Origin of the sequence: Kitasatospora sp. NPDC017646 (genome assembly GCF_044329365.1) — a bacterium.
GTDB lineage: Bacteria > Actinomycetota > Actinomycetes > Streptomycetales > Streptomycetaceae > Kitasatospora.
The window spans coordinates 15,094-38,827 of record NZ_JBIRJC010000012.1 but is presented as its reverse complement, the minus strand read 5'-3'; the positions used below and the strand labels follow the sequence as shown (position 1 = coordinate 38,827).

The 23,734-nt window shown below is 75.3% G+C and carries 18 protein-coding genes, 1 tRNA gene and 2 pseudogenes; 7 read left to right on the top strand and 14 right to left on the bottom strand.

All coding sequences use genetic code 11. From position 1 onward, the window contains the following. Nucleotides 1-5 precede the first annotated feature (5 nt). Complete coding sequence (locus ACH4J0_RS20155; protein ID WP_396241893.1) at nt 6-362, bottom strand: hypothetical protein; 357 nt, start codon at nt 360-362, stop codon at nt 6-8. A 248-nt stretch (nt 363-610) separates the two neighbouring features. Between ACH4J0_RS20155 and ACH4J0_RS20150 the strand changes: the two genes are divergently transcribed. Continuing rightward, nucleotides 611-922, top strand: a complete 312-nt coding sequence (locus tag ACH4J0_RS20150) for a hypothetical protein (protein ID WP_396241891.1) — start codon at nt 611-613, stop codon at nt 920-922. A gap of 30 nt (nt 923-952) precedes the next feature. On the opposite strand, the gene ACH4J0_RS20145 is transcribed toward ACH4J0_RS20150, so the two are convergent. From ACH4J0_RS20145 to ACH4J0_RS20135, 3 genes are all read right to left on the bottom strand, one after another. Beyond that, nucleotides 953-2,305, bottom strand: coding sequence for an AAA family ATPase (locus ACH4J0_RS20145; protein ID WP_396241889.1), 1,353 nt, complete (start codon nt 2,303-2,305; stop codon nt 953-955). After that, nucleotides 2,302-3,909, bottom strand: coding sequence for a hypothetical protein (locus ACH4J0_RS20140; RefSeq protein WP_396241887.1), 1,608 nt, complete (start codon nt 3,907-3,909; stop codon nt 2,302-2,304). Before ACH4J0_RS20140 ends, ACH4J0_RS20145 begins: the two co-directional genes overlap by 4 nt. A gap of 106 nt (nt 3,910-4,015) precedes the next feature. Beyond that, nucleotides 4,016-5,302: a hypothetical protein gene (locus ACH4J0_RS20135; protein ID WP_396241885.1), complete on the bottom strand. Its 1,287-nt coding sequence runs from the start codon at nt 5,300-5,302 to the stop codon at nt 4,016-4,018. 177 nt (nt 5,303-5,479) lie between these two features. Here ACH4J0_RS20135 and ACH4J0_RS20130 point away from each other — a divergent pair, with 177 nt between their 5' ends. Then, the gene (locus tag ACH4J0_RS20130; protein WP_396241883.1) at nt 5,480-6,136 is read left to right on the top strand and encodes a histidine phosphatase family protein; all 657 of its coding nucleotides are present in this window, start codon (nt 5,480-5,482) and stop codon (nt 6,134-6,136) included. Nucleotides 6,137-6,157: 21 nt separating this feature from the next. Here the strand turns inward: ACH4J0_RS20130 and ACH4J0_RS20125 are convergent, their stop codons facing one another. Further along, the gene (locus tag ACH4J0_RS20125; protein WP_396241881.1) at nt 6,158-7,786 is read right to left on the bottom strand and encodes a tetratricopeptide repeat protein; all 1,629 of its coding nucleotides are present in this window, start codon (nt 7,784-7,786) and stop codon (nt 6,158-6,160) included. Nucleotides 7,787-8,052: 266 nt separating this feature from the next. On the opposite strand from ACH4J0_RS20125, the gene ACH4J0_RS20120 reads away from it, so the two are divergent. The 3 genes from ACH4J0_RS20120 to ACH4J0_RS20110 all read left to right on the top strand — a co-directional run bounded on the left by ACH4J0_RS20120 (nt 8,053) and on the right by ACH4J0_RS20110 (nt 10,142). After that, nucleotides 8,053-8,565 (top strand): hypothetical protein, encoded by a 513-nt coding sequence (locus ACH4J0_RS20120; RefSeq protein WP_396241879.1) that lies wholly within the window; start codon nt 8,053-8,055, stop codon nt 8,563-8,565. 106 nt (nt 8,566-8,671) lie between these two features. After that, nucleotides 8,672-9,577: a spermidine synthase gene (locus tag ACH4J0_RS20115; RefSeq protein ID WP_396241877.1), complete on the top strand. Its 906-nt coding sequence runs from the start codon at nt 8,672-8,674 to the stop codon at nt 9,575-9,577. A gap of 103 nt (nt 9,578-9,680) precedes the next feature. Then, nucleotides 9,681-10,142: a GNAT family N-acetyltransferase gene (locus ACH4J0_RS20110; protein WP_396241875.1), complete on the top strand. Its 462-nt coding sequence runs from the start codon at nt 9,681-9,683 to the stop codon at nt 10,140-10,142. A 116-nt stretch (nt 10,143-10,258) separates the two neighbouring features. Here the strand turns inward: ACH4J0_RS20110 and ACH4J0_RS20105 are convergent, their stop codons facing one another. From ACH4J0_RS20105 to ACH4J0_RS20085, 5 genes and pseudogenes are all read right to left on the bottom strand, one after another. Further along, entirely contained in the window at nt 10,259-11,119 is an 861-nt protein-coding gene (locus tag ACH4J0_RS20105; protein ID WP_396241873.1) for a hypothetical protein, read from the bottom strand. A 109-nt stretch (nt 11,120-11,228) separates the two neighbouring features. Next, a complete protein-coding gene (locus ACH4J0_RS20100; RefSeq protein WP_270146831.1) occupies nt 11,229-11,675 on the bottom strand; it encodes a DUF4442 domain-containing protein in 447 nt (148 codons plus the stop codon). A gap of 132 nt (nt 11,676-11,807) precedes the next feature. Then, nucleotides 11,808-11,883: transfer RNA gene (locus ACH4J0_RS20095), tRNA-His, on the bottom strand. A gap of 144 nt (nt 11,884-12,027) precedes the next feature. Next, a complete protein-coding gene (gene orn, locus ACH4J0_RS20090) occupies nt 12,028-12,630 on the bottom strand; it encodes an oligoribonuclease (RefSeq protein ID WP_396241871.1) in 603 nt (200 codons plus the stop codon). An 871-nt stretch (nt 12,631-13,501) separates the two neighbouring features. Beyond that, a pseudogene (locus ACH4J0_RS20085) lies at nt 13,502-14,507 on the bottom strand (helix-turn-helix domain-containing protein); the annotation flags it as partial. Between the two features lie 1,013 nt (nt 14,508-15,520). Between ACH4J0_RS20085 and ACH4J0_RS20080 the strand changes: the two are divergent. Next, nucleotides 15,521-16,333, top strand: a complete 813-nt coding sequence (locus ACH4J0_RS20080; protein WP_396241869.1) for a GNAT family N-acetyltransferase — start codon at nt 15,521-15,523, stop codon at nt 16,331-16,333. Nucleotides 16,334-16,378: 45 nt separating this feature from the next. Here the strand turns inward: ACH4J0_RS20080 and ACH4J0_RS20075 are convergent, their stop codons facing one another. Further along, the gene (locus ACH4J0_RS20075) at nt 16,379-17,569 is read right to left on the bottom strand and encodes an HAD family hydrolase (RefSeq protein ID WP_396241867.1); all 1,191 of its coding nucleotides are present in this window, start codon (nt 17,567-17,569) and stop codon (nt 16,379-16,381) included. An 807-nt stretch (nt 17,570-18,376) separates the two neighbouring features. Here ACH4J0_RS20075 and ACH4J0_RS20070 point away from each other — a divergent pair. After that, nucleotides 18,377-18,829, top strand: a pseudogene (locus ACH4J0_RS20070) (universal stress protein); the annotation flags it as partial. Nucleotides 18,830-18,928: 99 nt separating this feature from the next. Here the strand turns inward: ACH4J0_RS20070 and ACH4J0_RS20065 are convergent. From ACH4J0_RS20065 to ACH4J0_RS20055, 3 genes are all read right to left on the bottom strand, one after another. Next, nucleotides 18,929-20,119, bottom strand: coding sequence for an acyl-CoA dehydrogenase family protein (locus tag ACH4J0_RS20065; protein ID WP_350504891.1), 1,191 nt, complete (start codon nt 20,117-20,119; stop codon nt 18,929-18,931). A gap of 166 nt (nt 20,120-20,285) precedes the next feature. Next, nucleotides 20,286-21,230: a hydroxymethylglutaryl-CoA lyase gene (locus tag ACH4J0_RS20060; RefSeq protein ID WP_396242055.1), complete on the bottom strand. Its 945-nt coding sequence runs from the start codon at nt 21,228-21,230 to the stop codon at nt 20,286-20,288. 77 nt (nt 21,231-21,307) lie between these two features. Next, nucleotides 21,308-23,590: a biotin carboxylase N-terminal domain-containing protein gene (locus ACH4J0_RS20055; protein WP_396241865.1), complete on the bottom strand. Its 2,283-nt coding sequence runs from the start codon at nt 23,588-23,590 to the stop codon at nt 21,308-21,310. Between the last annotated feature and the right edge of the window lie 144 nt (nt 23,591-23,734).

Genomic DNA, 23,734 nt, shown 5'->3' with positions numbered 1-23,734 from the left:
CGCGGTCAGTCCTCGTGCCGGCGCGGCTGGAGCAGGCCGCGGCCGTACTCGATCATCTTGGTGGCGTAGTCCGGGGTCCAGTCCGCCCGCTCGGCGATCTCGGTGTGCGGGAGCGCGTCGAACCGGCGCGGGTCGGCGAGCTGGGCGGCGGCGACGGCCTGGAAGTCGGTGGCCCGCTCGGCGGCGGCCCGGAAGGCCAGGGCCAGTTCGGTGGAGCGGCGCAGCAGCTCCGCGGGGTCGTCGATCGACTCCAGGTCGAAGAATCGTTCCGGCTCCGGTTCGGCGGACTGCGGCTCGAACAGGAGCTGCGCGGGGCGCTGGCGCCTGGTGGGCTCGGGCGTCTCGGCGGGGGAGTCGGGCATGGACGGACACCTCCGGGGTCTTGGGTGGGGTGGGCGGGCGGGCTGCTCCGGGCCGCACCGCCCGGTTGTGGCCGTCGTCCATTGTCTCGCGGTGGCGGCCGGTAGCGGAACGGTGCGCGTGCGGGCGCTATTCCCCGGCGCGCGCCGGAGGAGTGCTGCGGGCGCCGCGCTTCCCGGTCGCGTGCGAACCGGTTGTGCCCGGTACACGCAGTTGTCCACCGAAAGCCCCCCACCGAACGGGAGCACCCATGCGCGCACCGTCCACCGGCCTCCTGCTGGCCGCCGCCCTCCTGGTCCCGGCCGCACCCGCCGTACTCGCCGCACCAGCCTTCGCCGCCGAGACGGCCAAGGTCGTCACCGGACCGCCGAGCAGCCCGGGCGGCGTCTCGACCGCGACCTGCCCGGCCGGCACCCACCTGACCGGCGGCGGCTACCGGCTCCAGCCCGACGCGGACGGGCCGGTGCGCGCCAGCGGGCCGACCGCCGACGCGACCGGCTGGAGCGCCCGGGCCGAGCACGGGTCCGTGGTCGCCTTCGCGGTGTGCGAGACCGAGGACTGACCCCCGCCCCCACCCGGGAACCGGCCGCCGCTACCGCAGGCGGACCCGGTGGCCGCTCAGGTGTTGGAGGACCTGGTGGTTGGCCTCCCAGCCGTCCGGGAAGGCCACTGGGACGCCCAACTGCACCGGTTCGGTGGAGGGGTGTTCGTCCAGCAGCTCGGCGATCCCGGCCCGGGCGACCACGATGCAGGCGTGCCGGTGCCGGGAGGCGAGCACGCAGAGCCGGCCGGTCTCCAGGTGGAAGGCGGTCGCGTCGGGGCGCCCGGAGAGCGGGTGCAGCACCACGGTGACGTCGTACTCCCGGCCCTGCAGCCGGTTGGCGGTGTCCACCGTGACGGCCGGCCCGGTCGTGCCGTCCACCGGTACGCCCACCTTGAGCAGGGCCGCCCGGACGGCCGCCGCCTGGTCCCGGTGCGCGGTCCCGACGGCGATCCGGTCCGCGGTGAGCGGGGCCTCGCCCTGCTCGGACCGGGCGGTCAGCCCGCGCTCCAGCAGCCGCCGGACGGTGGCCGCGACCGCCGCCACCGCCTGCGGGTCGGTCCGCACGGTGTGCCGGGCGGGCAGCTCCAGCAGCGCCCAGCCGTGCTCGGCCGCCCGGTCGATCACCGCGTCCAGCGCCGAGCCGTCCGGGCGGACGGCCGCGGACAGCCGGCGGTCGTCCGGGCCGGTGCCGGAGCGGAACGGCGTGTACGGGTAGAACGCCCGCGAGATCAGCGGCGCCGCGCTGGCCGGCAGCCGCCAGGAGACCGGCAGCCGGTGCGGCTCGATCTGCGGGTTGTGCGCCAGCATGGTGACCACCGCGCTGCTGGACGGGTCGTAGGACAGACCCGCCCACTGTTCGGTGCCGACCACGGTGAACGGGTCCAGCTGGCCCGGATCGCCGACGAACAGCGCCCGCTCGAACAGCCGGGCCACCGCGAGCAGGGCGTCCGAGCGCATCTGGTACGCCTCGTCGACGATCGCGTGCCGCCACGGCGCCTCGGCCCGCACCCACTGCCACTTGGCGGAGGTGGAGATCACCACGTCCTGCTCGACCAGGTCGGCGACCTTGTCGGAGGGCGTGACGTTGGAGTGCCGGAGCACCTCCGGCCCGGGCCGGGAATCCGCCGCGTGCAGCCGGCCGATCGTCAACTCCGGCGCCTTCTCGGCCAGACGGACGACCAGGTCGTCCACCTGGCCGTTGGTCTGGGCGACGATCATCAGCCGCTCACCGGCGGCCACCAGCTCACGGGCGGCCCGCACGACCAGGGTGGACTTCCCGGCGCCGGGCGGGGAGTCCACCACCACGCCGCGCGGCGCACCGGCCGCCGGGCGGACGGTGGCCGCCAGGATGCGGGCCACGGCGGCGTCGGCGGCCGCGCCCGGGGGCTGCTCGCTCATCATTCCCAATCCTCGCTAGCGGCGGCGGACGAGCCGGGGGCGGGCGCCGCGGTGCCGGGCGGGCCACCGTGGGTCCACGGGGTGTCGTCCGGCTCCGGCAGCGGCGCGGACTGGCGGACCGTCAACTCGAACAGGGTGAAGGTGACCGGCTCGCCGGGCTCGGGCAGGCTGCCCGGCTCGGGCTCCTTCTTGCGGCCCATGCCGGACAGCATCCGCAGGGTGATGGTGCCCCCGGCCGGGTCGACCGCCACGATCCGCGCCTTCTGCGCGGACGGGCCGTGCACCCGGTGCGCCTCCCGGCCGAGGTCGGCGTGCGGGCGGTCGGCGGTGCGCAGGGTGATCAGCGGGCGGGGCTTGGGGGAGCGGCCGGTGGTGTCGTACTCCGGCACCACCTCGGTCACCACACCGCTGAACGCCTCGCCGGACAGCCGGTGCTCGGCCATCGCCAGCGGGTCGTCCAGTGCCTCCTGGACGTCCAGCCGGGCCTGCTCGCGCTCGCGCTGGGCGAGCTTGCGGGCCGCGGTGACGGCGTCGTCCAGCCGGGGTTGCGGCGGTTCGCCGGCCGCCAGGCGGTCCCGGTGGCCCGTGTAGGACCAGCGGTCGCCGGTCCAGCGCTCCTCCAGGTGCCCGGCCGGGGGCAGGGCGCGCAGCAGGTCCAGGCCGTGCCAGACGTCCCGCCAGGTGGGCAGCAGGACGGCGGACAGCGCCCGCTCCAGCTGGTCGACGGCCGAGCGGACGGCCACCCGGGCGCGCCCGGCGGCGGCCTCGTCGCGCTGCTCGGCGCTGTGCTGCAGGGCGCTGACGGCCGCGTCGTAGCGGGCGATCGCCGGGGCGAGCACCCCCGCGTCGAAGGCCGGGTCGGTGGCCGGACCGGCCGGCGGGTGCACCAGCTGACCGTGTTCGTCGCGCTCGGTCTCGGCCAGCTCGGCGGCCTGCGCGCCGGTCAGCCCTGGCGGCGGGGTGTGCCAGGCGAGCCGGGCCGCCAGGTGCTGGTCCTCCAGGTGGCTCTGGCCGGTGGCCCAGTGCCGGGCGAGCAGGCCGGTCATCGGCAGCAGCAGGCTGGAGCCGGGCACCTGGGCGCGGTCGGTGAGGTGGGTCAGCCAGCGGCCCAGCAGCGGCACCCGCAGCGGCGCCGGATGCGGGCCCGGCTCGGCGTCCTCGGCGGTCCGGCGGAAGCGGGTGGACCGCCCGATCAGGGCGAGGTGGTGCATGCCCGCGCCGTTGGGCACGATCAGCTGCGGCGCGTCGGTGCACAGCTCGCGGAACACCTGGGTCTTCTCGCCGGTCTCCGGGTCCTTCTCGGATCCCTCGATCTGCTCGACGTCCGTGCCGAAGGACTCCAGGTACGGGAGCAGGTCGGCGGCCAGCTCGGCCAGGAAGTCGAATCGCAGGGTGCGGTTGAGCGGCTGGGGCACGATGTGCAGCCGGGGCGCTTCCCGGTCGGTGCCCAGCATGACGGCCAGCGGCGCGCCGGACTCACCGGCGGCGGTCAGCGGGACGAGCACCATCGGGCGCTCGGAGAGGTGCCGGTGCCGGACGGTGGCCAGCGGCTCGGCGTGTCCGCTGCGGACGGCCTCCAGCCGGGCGAGGGTGGTCAGGAGACTCATGCGCCCGCCTCGCTCCGCTCAGCAGGGGCATTCGCCCACCCGCACCTCTCGATGATTCTCCCCCGGCTTCCGGCCGGGGGGACCCCCGTGCTCCGCTCGCTCATGCTCATGCGCCCGCACCCAGGGTCTCCGCGCCCGGCCGCTTCGCACCCAGCGCTTCGGCCCGCAGGGCAGCCGCGTAGGCCAGGCGTTCGGCCGCCTCGTGCGCGCCGTCGGGGCCGTCAGCGCCGTCGGGGCCGTCGGGGCCGTCGGCGTCCCCGGCGTCGTCCGCGTCCCAGGGGCCCGCGCCGGACGCGGCGGCCAGCGCCTCGGCGACCGTGCGGATGCTGCCCAGCTCGCCGCGCACGCCCCGGCCGAGCTGCTCGACCCGGTCGCCGCAGCGGGCCCGGGCGCGGCAGTGGAAGCCGAGCTCGCAGGTGGAGAGGCAGTCCGGGCTGTAGGCGGCGGGCACCGCCTCGACCGAGGCGGTCAGCTGCTCGGTGCTGCGGGCCGGGGCGCCGTCCTCGTCGGTGGCCAGGTCGAAGTCGGTGCCCGGCGGCAGTGCCGCCAGCAGTCGGCCGATGCCGGTCATCCGGCTCAGCTGGCGGCGGGTGGTGGCCAGCTCGCGGCGGACGTCCACGGCCACCGCGGTCGGACGGTTGCCGAAGTCCTTCGGGCAGACCAGCAGCACGCTCGTGCGGGGGCTGCCCGGCAGCCGCTGCTCGGTGTACGGATCGTCGGCGAGCGGCAGCCCGGCCGCCGCCGCGGCGGCGTGCTGGAGCGCCAGCACGTACACCGCGGCCTGGCGGGCGGCGGCGCCGACCTTGGCCGGGTCCGCGCTGCCGTCCAGCACGGGGAAGGACTTGATCTCGACCACCGTGCACCGCCCGCCGTGCACCACCAGGGCGTCCGGCTCCAGGTAGGCGGTGCTGCCGGCCACGGCCAGCCGCAGCATCGGGTGGTCCAGCAGCGTCCAGGCGTCCGGATCGGCGGCGGCCCGGGCCAGTGCCTCGGCCGTCCGGTCGGCGCGGACGGCCGGGCCGGAGCGGTGCAGCAGGTCAGGGACCAGCAGCGGGGCGCGGTCGTCCGCGGGGACGCCGAGGTGGGCGCGGAGCGGCTCCAGCAGGGCGGCGTGGTCGTCCGCCTTCAGCCGGGACTCGAAGACCAGGCCGCGGGCGATCGCGAACGGGGACTGCCCGAAGGGGGCGGGCCGGCCCAGCCGGGCGGCCAGCGCGGACTTGTCCACCCCGGCCGCGTCCAGCACGGCGCGGCGGTGGCAGCCCGGATTGGCGGCCAGGGCGGCGAGGGAGCGGGCGTTCAGACTGCGCTGCGGGGCCGGTCCGCGCAGCTCGGCGAGCCGCTGGGCGAGCGGCTCAGCGGGCCCGCCGAGCGGGACGTTCGTCGAGACGTTCATGGTGCGGCCCAGTGTCGCATCCGGGTCCGACAACCCGGTGCGGAAACCGGCCGGAACCGCCCGGTTCCGTCCGGCCCGGGGCCCGCGTCGTGGCCGCCGCCCCGGTGGGGGATCATGGGAAGCCGGTGCTCGAGGGTGAGACCCGACCGTTGACCGCCCTGTTGCGAGGAGCTCTCCATGCCCGCCCGAATCGTGCTGGTCCGCCACGGCGAGACCGAGTGGTCCGCCTCCGGCCAGCACACCGGCCGCACCGACATCCCGCTGACCGAGGAGGGCCGCGCGATGGCCCGGGCCCTCGGCGCCCGGCTGGCCAGGGCTCCGTGGAACGGACTGCCGGACGCGCTCGTCTACACCAGCCCGCTCGGCCGCGCCAAGGAGACCTGCGAACTGGCCGGCTTCGGTGACCGCGCCGTCGAGCGCCCGGAGCTCATGGAGTGGGACTACGGCCAGTACGAGGGCCGCACCGGCGCCGACATCCGGGCCACCGACCACCCCGGTTGGCTGATCTGGCGCGACGGCGTGCCCGGCGGCGAGAAGCTCTCCGAGGTGGCCGCCCGGGTCGACGGCCTCCTCGCCGACCTCAACGAGGAGTACGGCGTGCCGCAGGCGGACACCACCGTCATGCACTGCGCCGACCGGGACGTCGTCCTGTTCGCGCACGGCCACCTGCTGCGCATCCTGGCCGCCCGCTGGCTGGGCCTGCCGCCCGAGTTCGCCCAGCGGTTCAAGCTCGGTACGGCGGCGCTGTGCGTGCTGTCCTGGGAGTACGGCGCCCCGGCGGTGGAGGTCTGGAACGACCTGTCCCACCTGGACGGGCTGGAGACCGGCCACTGACAGGTGTGCCGTGACGGCCGCTCAGGCGGCCGTGGCCCGTTCGTACCCGATCAGGAACCGGCGGACCTCGGGCACCGCGGCGTGCGGGCGCAACCGCCCCGCGGTGTCCGCCAGCATGCTGCGGATCCGGGCCGAGCGGACCTCGCCGAACAGCGCGACGGCCGCCGAGCCGTGGTGCGCCGCCCCCGCCAAGTCCCCCCGGCCGAGCCGGTCGTGGGCCAGTTCGGCGGTGTACAGCACCCGGTTGCGCACGAAGTGCGGCTCCTGCAGCGCTATGGCCAGTGCGGCCTGGTCGCTGGCGCGGTCCCAGTCCTCCAGCGCGGACCAGCACTGCGACTGCAGGCCGGCGATCTCCGCCTCGCCGAAGAAGGACATCCACTCCGGGTCGGACTCGGACGGCCCCCGGTCGAACAGCGAGTACGCCCGGCCGATCGCGCGCTCGCAGGCGGAGCGGTCCCGCAGCACGGCCCAGGCGCCGGCCTCGCGCATGGCCAGCAGGGCGAGCAGCCGGGCGGAGTCCAACTCCCGGGCGGCGCACTGCCCGGCCTGCGCGGCGCGCAGCGCCTCGCGCGGGCGCCCGGCGTCCCGGGCCAGGAACGCGCTGTTGCAGAAGACGTGCGCCTCCAGTGCGGAGTCCCCGGCCATCCGGGCGGTGGCGAGCGCCTCCGCGTAGAACGACCGGGCGTCCCCGAGCCGGTTCGAGTCGTGTGCCAACCAGCCTACCGAGATGGCCAGTTCGCCGGCCCCGGCCTGGAGCCGGCGCTCCGTCTCGGCGCTGTACTCGCCCTCGTTGAGCAGCAGGTAGGCGGTGCGCAGCGACTGCCCGGCGAGTTCGTACAGCGCGTCCGCGCCGTGCGCGTCGTCGGCCAGTCTGATGTCCCGGACGGCCTGTTCCACGCTGAGCACCTCGGCGGCACCGACCTTGCGCGGTGGCGGCACCGGCCCCGGCCGGCCGGGTACCACCGGCTCGGCGCCGAGCAGCGAGGGCGCGGTGAACTCCGCGCCGGCGGCGGCGGATCGGCCGGTGGCCGGTCCGAATCCGGCACCGGCGGCCGGGGCGGCGGCGGCCGGCCGGTCGATGCCGATCACGGTGGCCAGCGCGGTCGTGCCGCCGGCCAGGAACGTACGGCGACGCACGTCGTCGTTCTCCTCGTCGAGATAGGGCGATCCATCGGGCCCCCGGGGCACCGCGCCGGCCCTCGGCCACGGGGGCCCGTCCGGAGCGGCTGGATCCGCGTACGGCGAGGCAGCGTACGGGAGTTGGGTGGAGAGTGGTGAGCGCGGGGCGGGCAGGGGCGGGAACGGCGGGTGGAGCGGGGGAGCGGGCGGGGTCACCCAGGCGGTGGCCGCCCCGGCGCCGCCCGCCGAGCGGCGGCGGACGGCGGTGCGGGGGGCGAAGCCGAGGTCGGTGAGCGTGCGGCCCGGCCACATGTGCCGGAAGACCCGCTCGTAGGCGTAGTTGGGGCAGCGGATCTCACCGGACTCGACCCGCCCGACGTAGCGGGCGTCGCAGGACACGTGCTCGCCGATCTCGCGGGCGGCCCGGCGGACGGCCATGGCGAACTCGCCGGGTGAGCGGTCGCCGCGCAGCGCGCGCATCACGGTGTTGGGGGACGGTCGGTTCGGCTCGGCCGGTGGGGTGGCTGCCATGGCGCCGAGAATACTCGGAGTCACCGACCGGCCACATTGGGTTTGCGGGACATCAACTGACAATCCGGGGCGAAGCGGGCGTCGGTGCCGGATATCCGCCATGAAATGCCATGCCCTGCTGTAAGGCGCCCCGTGGCCTTCGGCGTTCCCGCCGCGTTGTCCTGGTACGTGGAAGCCCAGGCCGTCCCCCGGCCCGTCCCCCGCCCCGCGGCCCCCACCCCCGGCGGCAGTGCTTCCGACCCGACGAGGTAACAGGAGGGCCCGTGATGGCCACCGGACTGCCGCAGCACCGACCCGTCACCGGGGGAGTGCTCGCCGCGGCCTCCCCCGCCCTGCTGCCCGATCCCGCCGACGAGCGGTTCCCCGGCCGGGGTCCGGTCGAGGGGGGCCGCGGCTCCTGCGGCGGTCTCCCCCGGGAGTACGCCGTCCCGGCCGAGGACACCCTCGTCACCGACCGCGACACGGTGACGGTCGCCCTGCGGCACGGCCTGGAGGCCGTCGACATCCTGCGCCTGCGCCGCGCCTGCGGGGCCGTCCTGCAGAGTCGCGACGGCAGCACCGTCGCCTTCCTCGTCCCGGCCGGCACCTGGGAGACCTGGCACCTGCCCGGCAGTTCCTGTACGGCCGGCGCCCTGGTGCCCGCCGCCACCGACCCGCGCTGGGTGATCCCGCCGTCCGGCGCCGGCCGCGCCGCCCGCCCCACCGACGCCTGGGTGCTCCGATCCGCCCTCTGCGAGGCCGCCTGCACGCTCACCGCGGGCGGCCTCGGCCCGTTCTAGCGGGGCGTGCCGCGCGGATCCGGCCGGGCCGCCCCGCCTCCGGCCGGACCCCCGCAGCACGCCCGTGACCTGGGGGCGCTCCCCCGGGGCGGCGATAATGGCCGGCATGGGACGAAGCAACAGGGCCGCACGCGGCGTCGAACCGGCGCTCACCACCGGACCGGACGGCCGCACCCACGCCCAGGGCGCGCTCACCCGCCCGGTCGGCTCCGGGCTGGCCGAACTGCGCCCCGACCGTGACCGCCCGCACGCCTGGTCGCTGCTGATCGACGGCGCCCCGCAGTCCCTGGTCGACCTCGCCGACCCCACCCACCTGGGCTTCGAGTACCAGCGCCGGCTCGGCCACCTGATCGACCTGGTCGCCGCTCCCGGCCGCCCGTTGTCCGTCCTGCACCTGGGCGGCGGTGCCCTCACCCTGGCCCGGTACGTGGCCGCCACCCGGCCGCGCTCCCGTCAGCAGGTCGCCGAGATCGACACCGCGCTCACCGAACTCGTCCGCGCCGAACTCCCCCTGGAGCGCGGCTGGCAGATCAAGGTGCGCGGCGCGGACGCCCGCAGCGTGCTGGAACGCACCCCCGAGGGCAGCGTCGACCTGGTCGTCACCGACGTCTTCTCCGGCGCCCGCACCCCGGCCCACTGCACCACCGTCGAGTTCACCACCCTCGCGGCCCGTGCCCTCGCCCCCGGCGGCTGGTACACGGCCAACATCGCCGACGGCGGCGCCCTGCCCTTTGCCCGCTCCCAGGTCGCCACCCTCGGCGCGGTCTTCCCCGAACTGTGCCTGACCGCCGACCCCGCCGTGCTGCGCGGCAAGCGCTTCGGCAACCTCGTCCTGGCCGCCGCCCACACCCCGCTCCCGATCGCCGACCTCGCCCGCCGGGTCGCCTCCGACTCCTCCCACGGCCGCGTCGAACACGGCCGCGCCCTCGGCGACTTCACCGCCGGCGCCACCCCGGCCACCGACGCCACGGCGGCCCCCTCCCCGGTGCCGCCGCCGGGCGTCTTCCGCTGACGGCGGGGCGCCCGTGCCCGGCCCGCCGTAAAACCATTGGTGGACGACCGAGTTGCGGCGCACAATGGCCGCGGGCGTCCGGCTGGCGACGTGAGGGGACGACATGCACATCCGACCCGCCCGCCCGGACGAGGCCGGACTGCTCACCGGCATCGCCCTGCGGGCCAAGGCGTACTGGGGCTACGACGAGGTCTTCATGGCCGCCTGCCGCGAGGAGCTGACCCTGGAGCCCACCGCCGTCGAACGGGCGTTGACGGTGGTGGCCGAGGACGGCGGCCGGGTGCTGGGCTTCGCCGCGCTCACCGGCGCCCCGCCGTCCGGCGAACTGGCCATGCTCTTCGTCGAGCCCGACCGGATCGGCCGCGGCATCGGCCGGGCGCTGTTCGAACACGTCCGGGAGCGGGCCCGGGCCGCCGGCCTGCGCCGCCTCACCATCGACTCCGATCCGAACGCCGAGCCCTTCTACCTGGCCATGGGTGCCACCCGCATCGGCAGCACCCCGTCCGGCTCCGTACCGGGGCGCGAACTCCCGCTGCTGGAGCTGGAGCTGTCCCCCGGCGTCTGAGGACGGTCCGTGAACTCCCGTCCGCGGGAACCGGTGGAGCACCGTGGGGCACTGAAGGGGCATCGGTGGGGGGGGATCGGTGGGGCATCGATCCCCTCACCTCGTATCCGGGCTGCTCAGTGCCCGCGCGGCAGCCCCCGGTGCTTGTACATCGCCGCGCCGGTGAGCACCAGCCCGGCGGCGATGGGAGCGAGCACCGCGGTGGCGGTGGCGGCGCCGTCCTCCCGGGCGGTCACCGCCACCGTGTCGGCGAGGGCGAGCGCCTCGCGCGTCCGCTCGCCCCCCGCTCCCGCGGTGTCGGCGGGCACCGCGGAGGGGGCCGCCGACACCGCGGGACCGGGCCCCTCGTGAGCCGCGGCCTCCCGGACCGGGGAAGTCCCGGCCGCCTCGGGCGGGGCCGGTCTGGCCTGGTCGGCCGACCCGGAGCGCGGCCGGACGGTGGCGGGCAGCGTGGCGGGTCCGCCTTCGCGGGGGGCGCGGGTCCCGGTGGGGCCGCACTGGGCGGGGACGGCGCCGAGCAGGCCGGAGGCGAGCGCGAAGGCGTCGGGGACGGCTGCCCGCTGGCCGGGCAGGGGGAGTCCGCCGGCCCGGATGTGTTCATGGAGGACGTCGCCGACCGCGACGGTGCTCCCGTCGGTCGGTCCGCCGTCGGTCAGCTCGCCGAGGAGTCCGGGGGAGCGGCCGACGGGGTCCGCGGTACCCGGGTGTCCCGGTCCGACGGGCCGGACGGCTGACGGGCCGTCGAGTGCGGGCGCGTCGTGCAGGGCCCGGCGGACGGCGGGCCCGGGCTGTCCGGACGGCGGTCCGGCGGCGGCCGCGTACGCACCGGGGGCGCCGACGCCCCAGAGCTGTGCGAGCAGGGCCCCGCCGACGGCGAGTATCCGGGGGCGGAGCAGCCACCGGGCGACCGCCCGTCGCACTTCGGCGACGCCGCGGGGGGCGGGTTCCTGGGGCTCGGTCGCGTGATTGGCTCGCACGTGAGTTGAGAACGAGCGGGCGGGCGCCGAGGTCACGGCCGTCGTCACGGACAGTCATCGCACGGGTGGCCCCGGGGTGGTGCTCCCGGAGCCACCGACCGCGCGTCGGTCAGGAGTTGGGACGGAGGGTCCAGGTGACCGTCATCACACCGGTGACGGCGCCGTCGGCGCGGGTGATCTCGACGGTGACCGGGAACTCGGGGCGGCCGCCGGCGTCCAGCTCGGCGACGACCTCGGCGGCCGGGCGGCCGAGCACGGCGGTGGCGGTGACCTCGCCCATGGCCAGCTTCTTGTAGGCGATCTCGGCGTTCACGGCGAGCGGCACGGCCCGGGACAGCTGGTCCCCGAAGGCGGCGAGCACGATGCAGCCGCTGGCGGACTCGGCGAGGGTGAACATCGCGCCGGCGTGCGGGCCCCCGACGTGGTTGTGGTACGCGGGCTGGTCGGGCAGCCGGAGCACGGCGCGTTCCGGGGTGGTCTCCAGGTACTCGAGCTTGAGGGTGTGCGCCATCGGCACGGTGGCGTCGAGCATCTGGCCGATCGAAGGAGTGGTCATGGCGGATATGTTACTAGCCGGTAGCTTGTCGCGGCAGGGGCCGACCGGAAAACCCGGGCCGCCGCGGACAACTGAGGCAACGCGAAAACGCCTGAGGGGCCGATCTCTTGAAGAGATCGGCCCCTCAGGCTCTGGGGTGAGTGACGGGACTCGAACCCGCGGCCACCTGGACCACAACCAGGTGCTCTACCAACTGAGCTACACCCACCATCTGTCCGGTCGGTTCCCGCTCTCGCGTTCCCGTTCCGACAGGAAGAACTCTACAGGATCCGAGAGGGTGCTCGCGCCAGGGTTCCGTTCCGGCGAACGGAAGCACCCCCTCCGACCCCGCGGCGGGCCGTGACCGCCCGGCTCAGTCGGTCGCGGCCCGGTACTTCTCGGCGATGGCACGCGCGGTGTCGGCGTCCGGCCCGGGCTGCGGGACGAACACCGCCTCGCGGTAGTACCGCAGTTCGTCGATGCTCTCGCGGATGTCCGCGAGCGCCCGGTGGTTCCCGCCCTTCGGCGGGCTGTTGTAGTACGCCTTCGGGTACCAGCGGCGGGCCAGCTCCTTGATCGAGGAGACGTCCACGATCCGGTAGTGCAGGTGCTTCTCCAGCGTCGGCATGTCCCGGGTCAGGAAGCCGCGGTCGGTGGCCACCGAGTTGCCGCACAGCGGCGTCTTCCCGGCCTCCGGCACGTGCTCGCGCACGTACGCGAGGACCCGCTCCTCGGCCTCGGCCAGGGTCACGCCCTGCTCCAGCTCCTCCAGCAGGCCGGAGGCGGTGTGCATGGCGAGCACCACATCCGGCATGTTCGCCAGAGCCTCGGCGGGCGGGCGGATGATGACGTCCACGCCCTCGCCGAGGATGTTCAGCTCGGAGTCCGTCACCAGCACCGCGACCTCGACCAGGGCGTCCCGGTCGAGGTCGAGGCCGGTCATTTCACAGTCGATCCATACCAAACGGTCATTCACGCAACTCACCCTACGGCGCGATCACGCGCCGCGGGGACCGGTGGAGCCGAGCGGGGTGCCGGAGCGCAGGCCTCGGCCTGGTGCTCCTCCGCCCCTTCGTGCGTGCCGTGGCCGTCCGGATGCTCGCCCTCCCGGCCGGTCCGGACGGCGTGACCGTCCCGCCCGGGACGGGTCTCGCGCGCCGCCCGTCCGCCGCCGTCCGCCGCAGTGGCCCGGGCGCCAGGGGTGCGGACCTGCGGCACCCGCGCCTGCCGGTCCCGGAGCTGTCCCGCCCCGGCCGCCGGCTGCCCGGGGGCGCCGGCCGGCACCCGGCCGGTCGGCGAACCGTGCGCCCGCCCGGCCGCACCCGGCTCGTCACCGGGGCGCTCGACCGCGCTGCGGTGCCCCTGGCCCTGACCGCGCGCCCCCGGCTGGGGGTGGCCGTCCTCGGCCGCCGCGTGCTCGGCGGTGCGCGGCGGACGCCCCGCACCCGGACCGGCCTGCGGCGGAACCAGCGGCGACCGCACCGGACCGCGCGCCGCACCCTGCTGCCCGGGGTGCGACTGCTGGGCGGCCTGCTGGTGCGGGTACGGCTGGCCCGCGCGGGCGTGGAAGCCCTGGGCGGCCGGCGTCCCGGCCTGCCCCGGACCGTACGGACCGGACTGTCCGTGCGGCACCGGCTGCCCGTGGCCCGGCTGGCCGATCGGCGCCTGCGCTCCCGGACCGGCCGGGAACGGGTGCGCCTGCTGCCCGCCGTGACCCGCACCGCCGTGACCCGCACCGCCGTACGGCCCGCCGCCCGCCGCCGAGGCGGCCGCGGTGGCCGCCGGGTGCGGCAGGGCGCCGGGTAGCCGGAGGTCGCCGTGCACGCCGGCCGGGGTCGGCGACTGCTGCCCGGGCCGGCGCGCACGGTAGCTGGTCCGGTACGCGGCCGGGGAGACCCCGAGCTGGCGGCGGAAGTGCCCGCGCAGCGCGACCGGCGAACGGAACCCGCACCGACGCGCCACGTCGTCCACCGACAGCTCCGAGGTCTCCAGCAGCCGCTGCGCCTGGAGCACCCGCTGGGTGATCAGCCACTGCAACGGGGCGCTGCCGGTGAGCGTGCGGAAGCGGCGGTCGAAGGTGCGCCGGCTCATGTAGGCACGGGCCGCCAGCACCTCGACGTCGAACTGCTGGTTGAGGTTCTCCAGCGCCCAGGTGACCACCTCGGCCAGCGGGTCGTTGCCGATCTCCTCCGGTAAAGACTGATCGATGTACTGGGCCTGTCCGCCGCCGCTGCGGCGGCTGGGCACCACCAGGCGGCGGGCCAGCGCGTTGGCGGCCTCGGCGCCGTGGTCGCTGCGCACCACGTGCAGGCACAGGTCGATCCCGGCGGCCGTACCGGCCGAGGTCAGCACGTCGCCGTCGTCCACGAAGAGCTCGCGCGGGTCCACGTGCACCCGCGGGTAGCGCTTGGCCAGGGTGGGCGCGTACATCCAGTGGGTGGTCGCCGGACGGCCGTCCAGCAGACCGGCCGCGGCGAGCACGAAGGCGCCGGTGCACAGTCCGATGATCCGCGCGCCCTCGTGGTGGGCCTTGCGCAGCGCGGTGATCGCCTCGACCGGCGGCGGCTGGGAGATCGAGCGCCAGGCCGGTACGACGATCGTGCCGGCCCGGGCGAGGGCCTCCAAGCCGTACGGCGCGGAGAGGGTCAGGCCGCCGGTGGTGGCCAGCGGGCCCTCCTCTCCCGCACAGACCAGCAGCCGGTACCGGGGGACCCCGGCGTCCTGGCGGTCCACGCCGAAGACGGAGAGCGGGATGGAGCTCTCGAAGATCGGTGCGCCGCCGAAGATCAGCACCGCGACCGTCTCCCGGCGGCGCCGGCCGGACAGCTTGCGCGGGGCGCCGACCGCCGCCAGGGCGGACGGGGAGCCGGTGCCGCCCGGGCCGCCGTGTCCCAGTGGGCCGTGGCCGGAGGCGGTGCCCAGGGCGAGGCCGCCGAGCGGGCCGGTGCCGGTGCCGCTCAGTCCGGGGGCCGCGCCGGCGGCGGGGTGGCCCGGGTGGCCGGGGTGGCCTGCCGGTCCCGCGTGCCCCGGGTGCTCGCCGCCGTAGGGCTGGGCCGGACCGCCGTAGATCTGGGCCGGTCCGCCATGGGCCTGGGCGAGGCTGACGGAGCCTCGGCTGACGGGCTGTCCGGGGTGGTTCGGGTTCCCGCCCTGGGCCGACTGCACCGCACCGTACGGTGTGGGGCCACCGTGGGTCGTACCGCTGTGGACCGGACCGCCCTGCGCGGAGCCGCCGTGGTCGCCCGGAGCGTGGCCGGCGGTGGCGGCGGACGACACGGCCGGATAGGGGGTGTGCGAGGCGGGGCCCGAGGTGCTCGGGGTGCCGGAGGTGCGGGTGGTGGCGGCGATCGCGGAGGTGCCGGTGCTTCTCGCGGACCGGCTCACGGTGCCGGTCGGCGCCTGGCCGCTGTCAGGACCCGCGTCGCTCCTGCTCACCCTGCTCAAGGCGCTCAAGCCCCCTCGGTGGTGTGGTGTGGGTGGTGCGGCACTGCTGGCCAAGATCGAAATCTATCGGGTGGACCGTTGCCGTTGTGACAAGTTCACCATCCGACGCTATGTCGACATGGCAATTTGGCGTGATGCATTCGATCACGAAGCGTGGCACCCGTCGACCCTTCTGGGAAGAGGGCCGGTGAAACGGTGGCTGGTTGTCGCGGGACGACTCCTGGAGCGTCCGGCTTCCGGGCGCCCGGCCGGCCGGTCTGGGCTGCGCATTTGCCCAAGCGAGAGGGAGCGAGGCGAAATTGACCGAAAATCGGCGGTGCGCGAGAGGGCGCACGAGTGCCGGCCGTGCGCCTCCCAGGCTTCATCCGGCCAGTGTCGGGACGGCCGGACCGGCATCCCCGCGGCCGGGCTACGGTCCTGTCGTGGACACCAGCAGCCGGCTCGAACAGGCCAACGACAACGCCGCCGCATTCTGGCTCGCCCAAGCCCGCGCGCACGGCTGGCAGAGCCACGTCCGACCGGGTTTCACCGCAGTCCGCTGCGCCCGCACCGCTGACGACTCACAGCGCTTCCTGGTCACCCGTCCCTATGTCGAACCTGTCGACGTGGAGGAGCAGTTGGCCGACCTGCTGGGCCGGTGGGAGACCATCCGCTTCACCCTGGAGGACCCGTACGACGGACTCGACCTGACGCGCTTCGGCGCGATCCGGATGCCGATCATGCCGGTGATGGCCCGGGAGCCCGGGCCGGTCGAGGGCGTGCCCGCCGGGCCGGCCGCCGCGCTGCCCGCCGTCACACCGGCGCACGGCGACGGCACCCTGACGGTCGATGAGGCGCTGGACGGCGACACCTTCGCGCTGGTCGAGCGGACCATCGTGGACGGCTTCCCGCTGCCCGCCCGGCAGCCCTGGACCCGCGGCGACGCGCTCCCCGAACGGCTGCTACGCCAGCCCGGCTGCCGGGCCTGGATCGCCCGGGTCGACGGCGCACCGGCCGGTGCCTGCCTCACCCATGACGACGGGGCCGCCACCGGGGTGTACTGGGTCACCACCCTGCCCGACCAGCGCGGCCGGGGAGTGGCCCGCTCCGTGCTGGGGACCGCCCTCGCCCGCGCCCACCCGGACCGCCCGGCCACCCTGGTCGCCACCTCCGCCGGCGAACCGGTCTACCGCAAGCTCGGGTTCACCAGGCAGGCCCCCACGTGCTGGTGGAGCCGCACCTCACCGGGCGGCTGACCAGCGGTGTTCTCCCGGGGCCGCGACCGGGCCCGGGGCCGGGCGCTACTGGGCGACCGCTGCGACGACGGGCACCGCGGTGAGCGGCGCCGCGGCACTCGGCGCCGCGGCGAAGACGGTCCTGGCAGGCCCGGCCCCGTCAGGCCCACCAGCACCACCGGCCCCACCGGCCGCCGTGCGGAGGGGTGTCGGCCGCACCAGCGCGACCGCCCGGCCGCCGTCCACCCCAGGACCCGCCGCGCCGCCCGTCCACAGGTCGGCGACCGCCCCGGCCCCCGGCCCCTTCCGTGCCCCCGCGTCCGGGAGGCCGTCGGCGATCGCGGCAAACTCGCCTGATCGGTTTCGGACACCGAACCCCGCTCCGGACGCCGGGGAAGCCGCCGCCCCGGCTGTCCCGGCAACGGGTGCATTCGGGCCTTCCGGGGCGGCCACCGTCGGACGTACGCCGGACCGCACGCCGAGCAGCGCCGTCGCGCGCACCGGCACTCCGTCCGCCTCCCGCCGTCCCGCCCCGTCCGGCCGGGGGCCTCCCGGCCGGACTCCCGAGCGGGTGCCGGGGCGGGTCGAGGGCACGTTGCGCGCGGCCAGCACCAGCCCGACGGCCTCCGGCAGACCGGCAGCCTTCAGTGTCGGCCGGTAGCCGTTCTCCGCCCACGGCCGGCCGTGGTGCAGCCAGACGCTGCGCAGCCCGGCCAGTTCGGCACCGGCGATGTCGGCGGGCGCGTGGTCCCCGACCATCCAGGTGTGGGCGGCCCAGTCCCCGATCGGTCGGATGCCGCACCGCCGGGCGGCTAGCTCGAAGATCAGCGGATCCGGCTTGACGCAGTCGGCCTCCTCCGAGATCACCCAGCCGTCGACCAGGGGCCCCAGTCCGGTCCGCCGGATCTTCTCCAACTGGGGCCGGGTGCCGCCGTTGGAGACGATCCCGAGGGTCCACCCGGCCGCCCGCGCCGTCCGCAGCGCCTCGATGTGGCGGGGCGGACAGTGGATGTGCGAGTTGATGCCGCGTCGGAAGTGTGCCAGCAGGAAGTCCACGGAGGCGTCCAGGCCGTAGCGGCGCCGGACGGCCGACAGTACGGTGCTGCGCGGCACGTAACCGCCGCCGTCGAGGGTGACGAACCAGTCCAGGTCGCCGGGCGGCAGATGGTGTTCGGACAGGAAGTCCTGCGCCCAGGCCCGGAAGGCGGCGTCCCGGGGGAGCAGCGTGTTGTCGAGGTCGAACAGGAGCAGGGGCATGCCGAGCATGGTGCCAGCGGCCGCGCCCATGCACCTGGCAAATGCCAGAGCGCGTCGGGAAGCCGTACGAAGTGGCTGAAAGGGCCCGGACGCTCGGTGGGCGGTGCGGGGCCCGAGGGACGGAAGGGCAGGTCGGGGCTCGTGGGGCGTGACGGTTCGCGACGTCCCGCAACGGATCGTCGCCGATCCATGACAGTCCGGTCACGGTGTCCGGTGGGCCTGTTGCGCCGCCCGGCCCGCTCAGTCAAGCTCCTTAGAACCTCCGTTCTGGAGGGGGGCGCGACCGCCCGCGGACGGGGCGCACTGCCACGGCGGGCGCATCCCTCGTTCGCGGGAACAAAGTCGCTCCGGGGCTTCGCCGCTGGGCTCGGCCCCATGCCCGTCGTACTCTGAAAGGAACAGGTCACATACGGTGCTGCGCGGCGCAGACCGACGTCATCCCGTGGGCGGGCCTGCTGCCCGGGCAGCGTTGTCCTCTCCTGTCGGCCCCTCTCCCTCGAAGAGCCGTGAGCCATGGCTGGTTTTGAGTCCTCCCGACCGGTCGAACCGGATGCGTCCGGCAGTGCGGGCCCAGGGCCCGAGGGAGATGGCGCGCGCGCGAACCCCAGAGCCGGTGACCTCGCGCGCGCTCTGCGCGGCCTCCGTCGCGGCAGCCTCTCCCGGCGTGACCGCCCAGGGCCCCGCCAGCGGCGTGACGGGCACCAGGCGGGCCCCGTGGAGCCTCCGGTGACGGCGGGCCGCCCCGGCCCCGGTGCCGAGCGTCCGGACACGACGTCCGGCGCCGTCGGCGGGCACACCGGGTCGTCGGCGGAGGAGGCGCCCGGGCACTCCCTCGATCCGGTGTTCCAGCACGGCGTCGTGGTCGGCTTCGACGGCTCGCTGTCGAGCGAGCGAGCCCTCGCCTACGCGGTCGGCATGGCCCGCCGGTCGCAGTGCGGCCTGGTGATCGTGCACGTCGCCAACCGCCTGCCCGCCACGGTCTGGGCGGGCTGTGAACCTCCTGTCTTCGTCGACCTCCCGGACCACCGCACGGAGGTCCTCGGGCTTGAACTCGCGTGCGCGGACTTCCTCGCGGGGGTGCCGTGGATCCTGATCGAGCGGGGCGGCGACATCTGCCACGAGATCGAGGAGGTCGGCCGCGAGTACGCCGCCGACGCGATCGTCGTCGGCACGACGCACGGCCTGCTCGGCAAGATCTTCGGCTCGGTCTCCGGGCGGCTGGCGCGGCGGGCCAACCGCCCGGTGATCGTGATCCCCTGAGGGTTGCCGCTCCACAACACCGGCTGTGGGCAGGTGAGTTGACCCGGCGGGCTCGGTTCAGGAAGTGGCCGTCACGACGTGATCGTCACGACGTGGCCGTCACGACGTGACGCCGAGCTGCCGGGCGATGAGCATGCGCTGGACCTCAGACGTGCCCTCCCCGATCTCGAGGATCTTGCAGTCGCGCCAGAAGCGGGCGACCGGGAATTCGTTCATGAAGCCGTACCCGCCGTGGATCTGGGTCGCCTCGCGGGCGTTGTCGACGGCGGCCTCGGACGAGTACAGCTTCGCGATCGCGGCCTCCTTCTTGAACGGTTCGCCGTGCAGCAGCCGGGAAGCGGCGTCCCGCCAGGCCAGGCGGGAGGTGTGGGCGCGCAGCTCCATGTCGGCGAGCTTGAACTGGATGGCCTGGTTGGCACCGATCGGGCGGCCGAAGGCCCGTCGGGTGCCGGCGTACTTGACGGACTCGTCGACGCAGCCCTGGGCCAGGCCGGTGGCCAGGGCCGCGATCGCGATGCGGCCCTCGTCGAGGATCCGCAGGAACTGGGCGTAGCCTCGGCCACGCTCGCCCAGCAGGTTGGCCGCGGGAACGCGGCAGTCGGTGAAGGACAGTTCGCGGGTGTCGGATGCGTTCCACCCGACCTTCGAGTACTTCTTCGAGACCTGGAACCCCGGGGTCCCGGTGGGCACGATGATGGAGGAGATCTCCCGCACGGGCGAGCGGAATTCGCCCTCTTCACTCGAACGAGCGATCGGTTCGGTGAGCGCGGTGACGGTGACCAGTCCGGTGATGTCGGTGCCGGAGTTGGTGATGAAGCACTTGGTGCCGTTGATGACCCACTCGTCGGTGGTCTCGTCGTAGCGCGCGGTGGTGCGGGTGGCACCGGCGTCCGAGCCGCCCTCCGGCTCGGTGAGGCCGAAGGCGCCGAGGAGTTCGCCCGAGGTCAGCCGGGGCAGCCACTCGCGCTTCTGCTCCTCCGTGCCGAACCGGTAGATCGGCATCGCGCCGAGCGAGACGGCGGCCTCCAGGGTGATCGCCACCGAGGAGTCCACGCGGGCGAGTTCCTCCAGGGCGAGGCCGAGGGCGAAGTAGTCGCCGCCCATGCCGCCGTACTCCTCCGGGAAGGGCAGGCCGAACAGGCCCATCCGTCCCATCTCGCGGACGATCTCGTACGGGAACTCCTCCCGCTCGTAGAACTCGCCGATCTTCGGCGCCACCACGTCCTGGGCGAACTCGGCGACGGTGCGCCGCAGTTCCTCGTACTCGCTGCTGAGTCGGTGGTCGAGCATCTGATCCTCCTGGTGCCCGGCCGGGGTGGCCGCGGGCATGAGCGGAATGACCGGCGTCCGTCTGACGGTGTGACGGTCGCACGGTGTGGTTGAGGGATGAACGCGGTGGCGGCGCCGGCCGGAGCGAACGGGGCGGCCGGCGCCGGTTGGTGGGGGCGGAGCGGGGTCAGCCCCGGGTGGCGCCGAGCAGCGCCCGGACGGTGCGGGAGGGGCTCGGGCGGCCGAGGCGTCCGGCCATCCAGCCGCTGGTCGCGACCAGCGCGCGCAGGTCGACACCGGTCCGGATGCCGAGCCCGTGCAGCATCCACACCAGGTCCTCGGTGGCCAGGTTGCCGGTGGCGCTCTTCGCGTACGGGCAGCCGCCCAGGCCGCCCGCCGAGGCGTCCACCGTGGTGACGCCCTCGCGCAGCGCCGCCAGGGTGTTGCTGAGCGCCTGGCCGTAGGTGTCGTGGAAGTGCACGGCGAGACTGCCGACCGGCACGCCGGCCCGGGCGAAGCCGGCCAGCAGGGCGCTGACCTGGCCCGGGGTGGCCACGCCGATGGTGTCGCCGAGGCTCAGCTCGGCGCAGCCCATCTCCAGCAGCTGGACGCCGTAGCGGACCACCTGGTCGACCGGGACGGGACCCTCCCAGGGGTCGCCGAAGCACATCGAGAGGTAGCCGCGGACCGTGACCCCGGCCTCGGTGGCCCGGGTCACGACCGGGCGGAACATCTCCATGGCCTCGTCCGCCGAGCGGTTCAGGTTGCGCCGGGCGAAGGTCTCGGTCGCGCTGGCGAACACCGCGATGTCGGTGGCGTGGTGGGCGAGCGCTCGGTCGAGGCCGCGCTTGTTGGGCACCAGCACCGGCAGCCGCAGCCCGGGGTGGCGCCCCGGCAGGTCGGCGAGCCGGGGCATCAGCTCCTCGGCGTCGGCCAGCTGGGGTACCCATTTCGGGTGAACGAAGCTGGTCGCCTCGACGGTCCGCAGTCCGACGGCGGCGAGTCGGCCGATGAACTCGGCCTTGGCCTCGACGGGCACCAGGGAGCCCTCGTTCTGCAGTCCGTCGCGCGGCCCGACCTCGTGGATCCGGACCTCCTCGGGCAGGCCGGGAGCGCGGACCGGGTCGGGCAGCCCGAGGTCGAGGGCGTCGGGCTCGTGCGTGGCACCGTCCTGGGCGGCGGTCGCCCGGGCGGTGCTCTCCTGGGACGTCACGACCGCACCTCCGCGAGCTCGGCGGCCTCCTCGGCCGGCGCGACCACGACCAGCAGGTCCTCCATCGCGACGGTGGCGCCGGCGGTGGCCCGCAGCTCGGCCACCACGCCGTCGTGCGGCGCGGCGATCACGTGTTCCATCTTCATGGCCTCCAGCACGAGCAGGGGCTGGCCCTTGCGGACCGCCTCGCCCGCCGTGGTCTTGACGACCGTGACGGTGCCGGGCATCGGGGCGGTCAGGGCGCCGTGGTGGGCCGCGGCACCGGCGGCGCTCTCGACCACCGGGTCGTAGGCGTGCATCGGCCAGGCGTCGCCCTCGATGCCGAGCCAGGTCACCGGACCGGCCGGGAGGCCGGGGGTGGCGTCGGTGGCCAGTGCGAAGGCGGTCTGCAGGCCGTCGACGGTCAGGTGCAGCCGGTCCGCGGCCAGGGTCGCCCGGGCCCGGTGCACGGGGCCGGCGTCGAGCCGGAGCTCCACCTCGCGGGTGGGCCCGGGGGAATTGTCAGTGGCCTCGGTTACGTTGCCCGCAGTGATCGAACGGATGCACACCGAAACCGGGTCCTGGCCGGGGGTACGGAGTCGGTGGGTGGTCCAGGCGGGGGTGCCGCCCAGGCGCCAGCCGGAGGGGAAGGAGAACGGGTCGGTCCAGCCGCCGGGGTCGGCGGCCGGGGTGAGGTCCAGGTGCCGTGCCAGCGCGGCCGCGTAGTAGAGGAGGTGGGCAGGTGACGGGGATCCGGTCGCCGGGGTGTCGCTGCCGTCCGCAGGCCGGTCCGCGGGTGCGGCGGAGTCCGCGGCCCCGGCGGTGGCGGGCTCGGTGGGCGGCGCCGCGTTCGACGGGGAATGAGGCGCGACGAGCAGGGCGGGCTGCTGCTGGGCCGTCTGTTCCACCAGGCCGGTGTCCAGTCGGCCGGCGACGACGTCGGGGTGGGCGAGCAGTCGGCGCAGGAAGCCGGTGTTGGTGGTGACGCCCAGGATGCGGGTGTCGGCCAGCGCGGCGCGGAGCCGGCGCAGCGCGGTCGGGCGGTCGGGCCCATACGCGATGACCTTGGCGAGCATGGGGTCGTAGGCGCTGGTGACGACGGTCCCGGGGGCGACCCCGGAGTCGACGCGGATGCCCTCGCCCAGGGGCTCGTCCAGGGCGAGGATGCGACCGCCGGTGGGCAGGAAGTCCCGTTCCGGGTCCTCGGCGCAGATGCGGGCCTCGATGGCGTGGCCCAGGAAGGAGATGTCGGACTGGGTGAAGGAGAGCGGCTCGCCCGCGGCGACGCGCAGCTGCCACTCGACCAGGTCCAGTCGGGCCGAGTCCGGACCGACGGCGACGGCGAGTTCGGTGACGGGGTGTTCGACCTGGAGGCGGGTGTTCATCTCCATGAAGAAGAAGTCCCGCACCCCCTCGGCGGCGGAGGCGAGGGCGTCCGGGTCGATGCCGGGGACGATGAACTCCACGGTGCCGGCCCCGGTGTAGCCGCAGGATTCCGCGGCGCGGACGGCCGCGGCACCCATCGCGGCGCGGGTCTCGGCATTGAGGAGAACGGAGGGAGCCTCTTCGATCAGTTTCTGGTGGCGGCGCTGGAGGCTGCACTCGCGCTCGCCGAGGTGGACGGTGGTGCCGTGGGCGTCGGCGAGCACCTGCACCTCGATGTGGCGCGGCCGGTCCACCCAGCGCTCCAGCAGCAGGGTGTCGTCACCGAAGGCGGTCCGGGCGACGCGGCGGGCGGCGCTGATCTCGGTGGGCAGGTCGGCGGGGTCCCGCACCAGGCGCATGCCCTTGCCGCCACCACCCGCGGAGGGCTTGAGCAGGACGGGGTAGCCGATCTCGTCGGCGGCGGCGACGAGTTCCTCGTCGGTGGGCGCGGTGGCCTGGCTGCCGGGGACCACCGGGACGCCGGCGGCCCGTACGGCCTCCTTGGCGTTGATCTTGTCACCCATCAGCTCGACGGCACCGGGAGGTGGTCCGATGAAGACGAGGCCCGCGTCGGCGCAGGCGCGGGCGAAGCCGGGGTTCTCGGCGAGGAAGCCGTAACCGGGGTGGACGGCCTGGGCGCCGGTGCGGCGGGCGGCGGCGAGGATCTGGTCGGTGCGCAGGTAGGTCTCGGCCGCCGAGCTGTCGCTGCGGTCGGCCGGGCCGAGGCGGACCGCGACGTCGGCCTCGCGGACGTGCGGGGCGTCGGCGTCCGCGTCGCTGAACACGGCGACCGAGCGGACACCGAGCCGCCGCAGGGTGCGGATCACCCGCAGCGCGATCTCGCCGCGGTTGGCGACCAGAACTGTGTCGAACATGGGAGGCGTTCCTCCGGGTCGAGGGGAGCCGTAAGAAGGAGGTGGCGGTGGGCGGTCGGGGCGCAGGCCCGGTCGTCGGACCGGCGCCCCGGAAGTCACACCCGGAAGAGAGGGATCACATCGAAGCGGTCATGGGGCGGCCGG

Bases quoted from the DNA above. Each gene is read 5' to 3' on its own strand.
- ACH4J0_RS20155 (WP_396241893.1), bottom strand. From the start codon at position 362: ATGCCCGACTCCCCCGCCGAGACGCCCGAGCCCACCAGGCGCCAGCGC.
- ACH4J0_RS20150 (WP_396241891.1), top strand. From the start codon at position 611: ATGCGCGCACCGTCCACCGGCCTCCTGCTGGCCGCCGCCCTCCTGGTC.
- ACH4J0_RS20145 (WP_396241889.1), bottom strand. From the start codon at position 2,305: ATGATGAGCGAGCAGCCCCCGGGCGCGGCCGCCGACGCCGCCGTGGCC.
- ACH4J0_RS20140 (WP_396241887.1), bottom strand. From the start codon at position 3,909: ATGAGTCTCCTGACCACCCTCGCCCGGCTGGAGGCCGTCCGCAGCGGA.
- ACH4J0_RS20135 (WP_396241885.1), bottom strand. From the start codon at position 5,302: ATGAACGTCTCGACGAACGTCCCGCTCGGCGGGCCCGCTGAGCCGCTC.
- ACH4J0_RS20130 (WP_396241883.1), top strand. From the start codon at position 5,480: ATGCCCGCCCGAATCGTGCTGGTCCGCCACGGCGAGACCGAGTGGTCC.
- ACH4J0_RS20125 (WP_396241881.1), bottom strand. From the start codon at position 7,786: ATGGCAGCCACCCCACCGGCCGAGCCGAACCGACCGTCCCCCAACACC.
- ACH4J0_RS20120 (WP_396241879.1), top strand. From the start codon at position 8,053: ATGGCCACCGGACTGCCGCAGCACCGACCCGTCACCGGGGGAGTGCTC.
- ACH4J0_RS20115 (WP_396241877.1), top strand. From the start codon at position 8,672: ATGGGACGAAGCAACAGGGCCGCACGCGGCGTCGAACCGGCGCTCACC.
- ACH4J0_RS20110 (WP_396241875.1), top strand. From the start codon at position 9,681: ATGCACATCCGACCCGCCCGCCCGGACGAGGCCGGACTGCTCACCGGC.
- ACH4J0_RS20100 (WP_270146831.1), bottom strand. From the start codon at position 11,675: ATGACCACTCCTTCGATCGGCCAGATGCTCGACGCCACCGTGCCGATG.
- ACH4J0_RS20075 (WP_396241867.1), bottom strand. From the start codon at position 17,569: ATGCCCCTGCTCCTGTTCGACCTCGACAACACGCTGCTCCCCCGGGAC.
- ACH4J0_RS20065 (WP_350504891.1), bottom strand. From the start codon at position 20,119: ATGCTCGACCACCGACTCAGCAGCGAGTACGAGGAACTGCGGCGCACC.
- ACH4J0_RS20055 (WP_396241865.1), bottom strand. From the start codon at position 23,590: ATGTTCGACACAGTTCTGGTCGCCAACCGCGGCGAGATCGCGCTGCGG.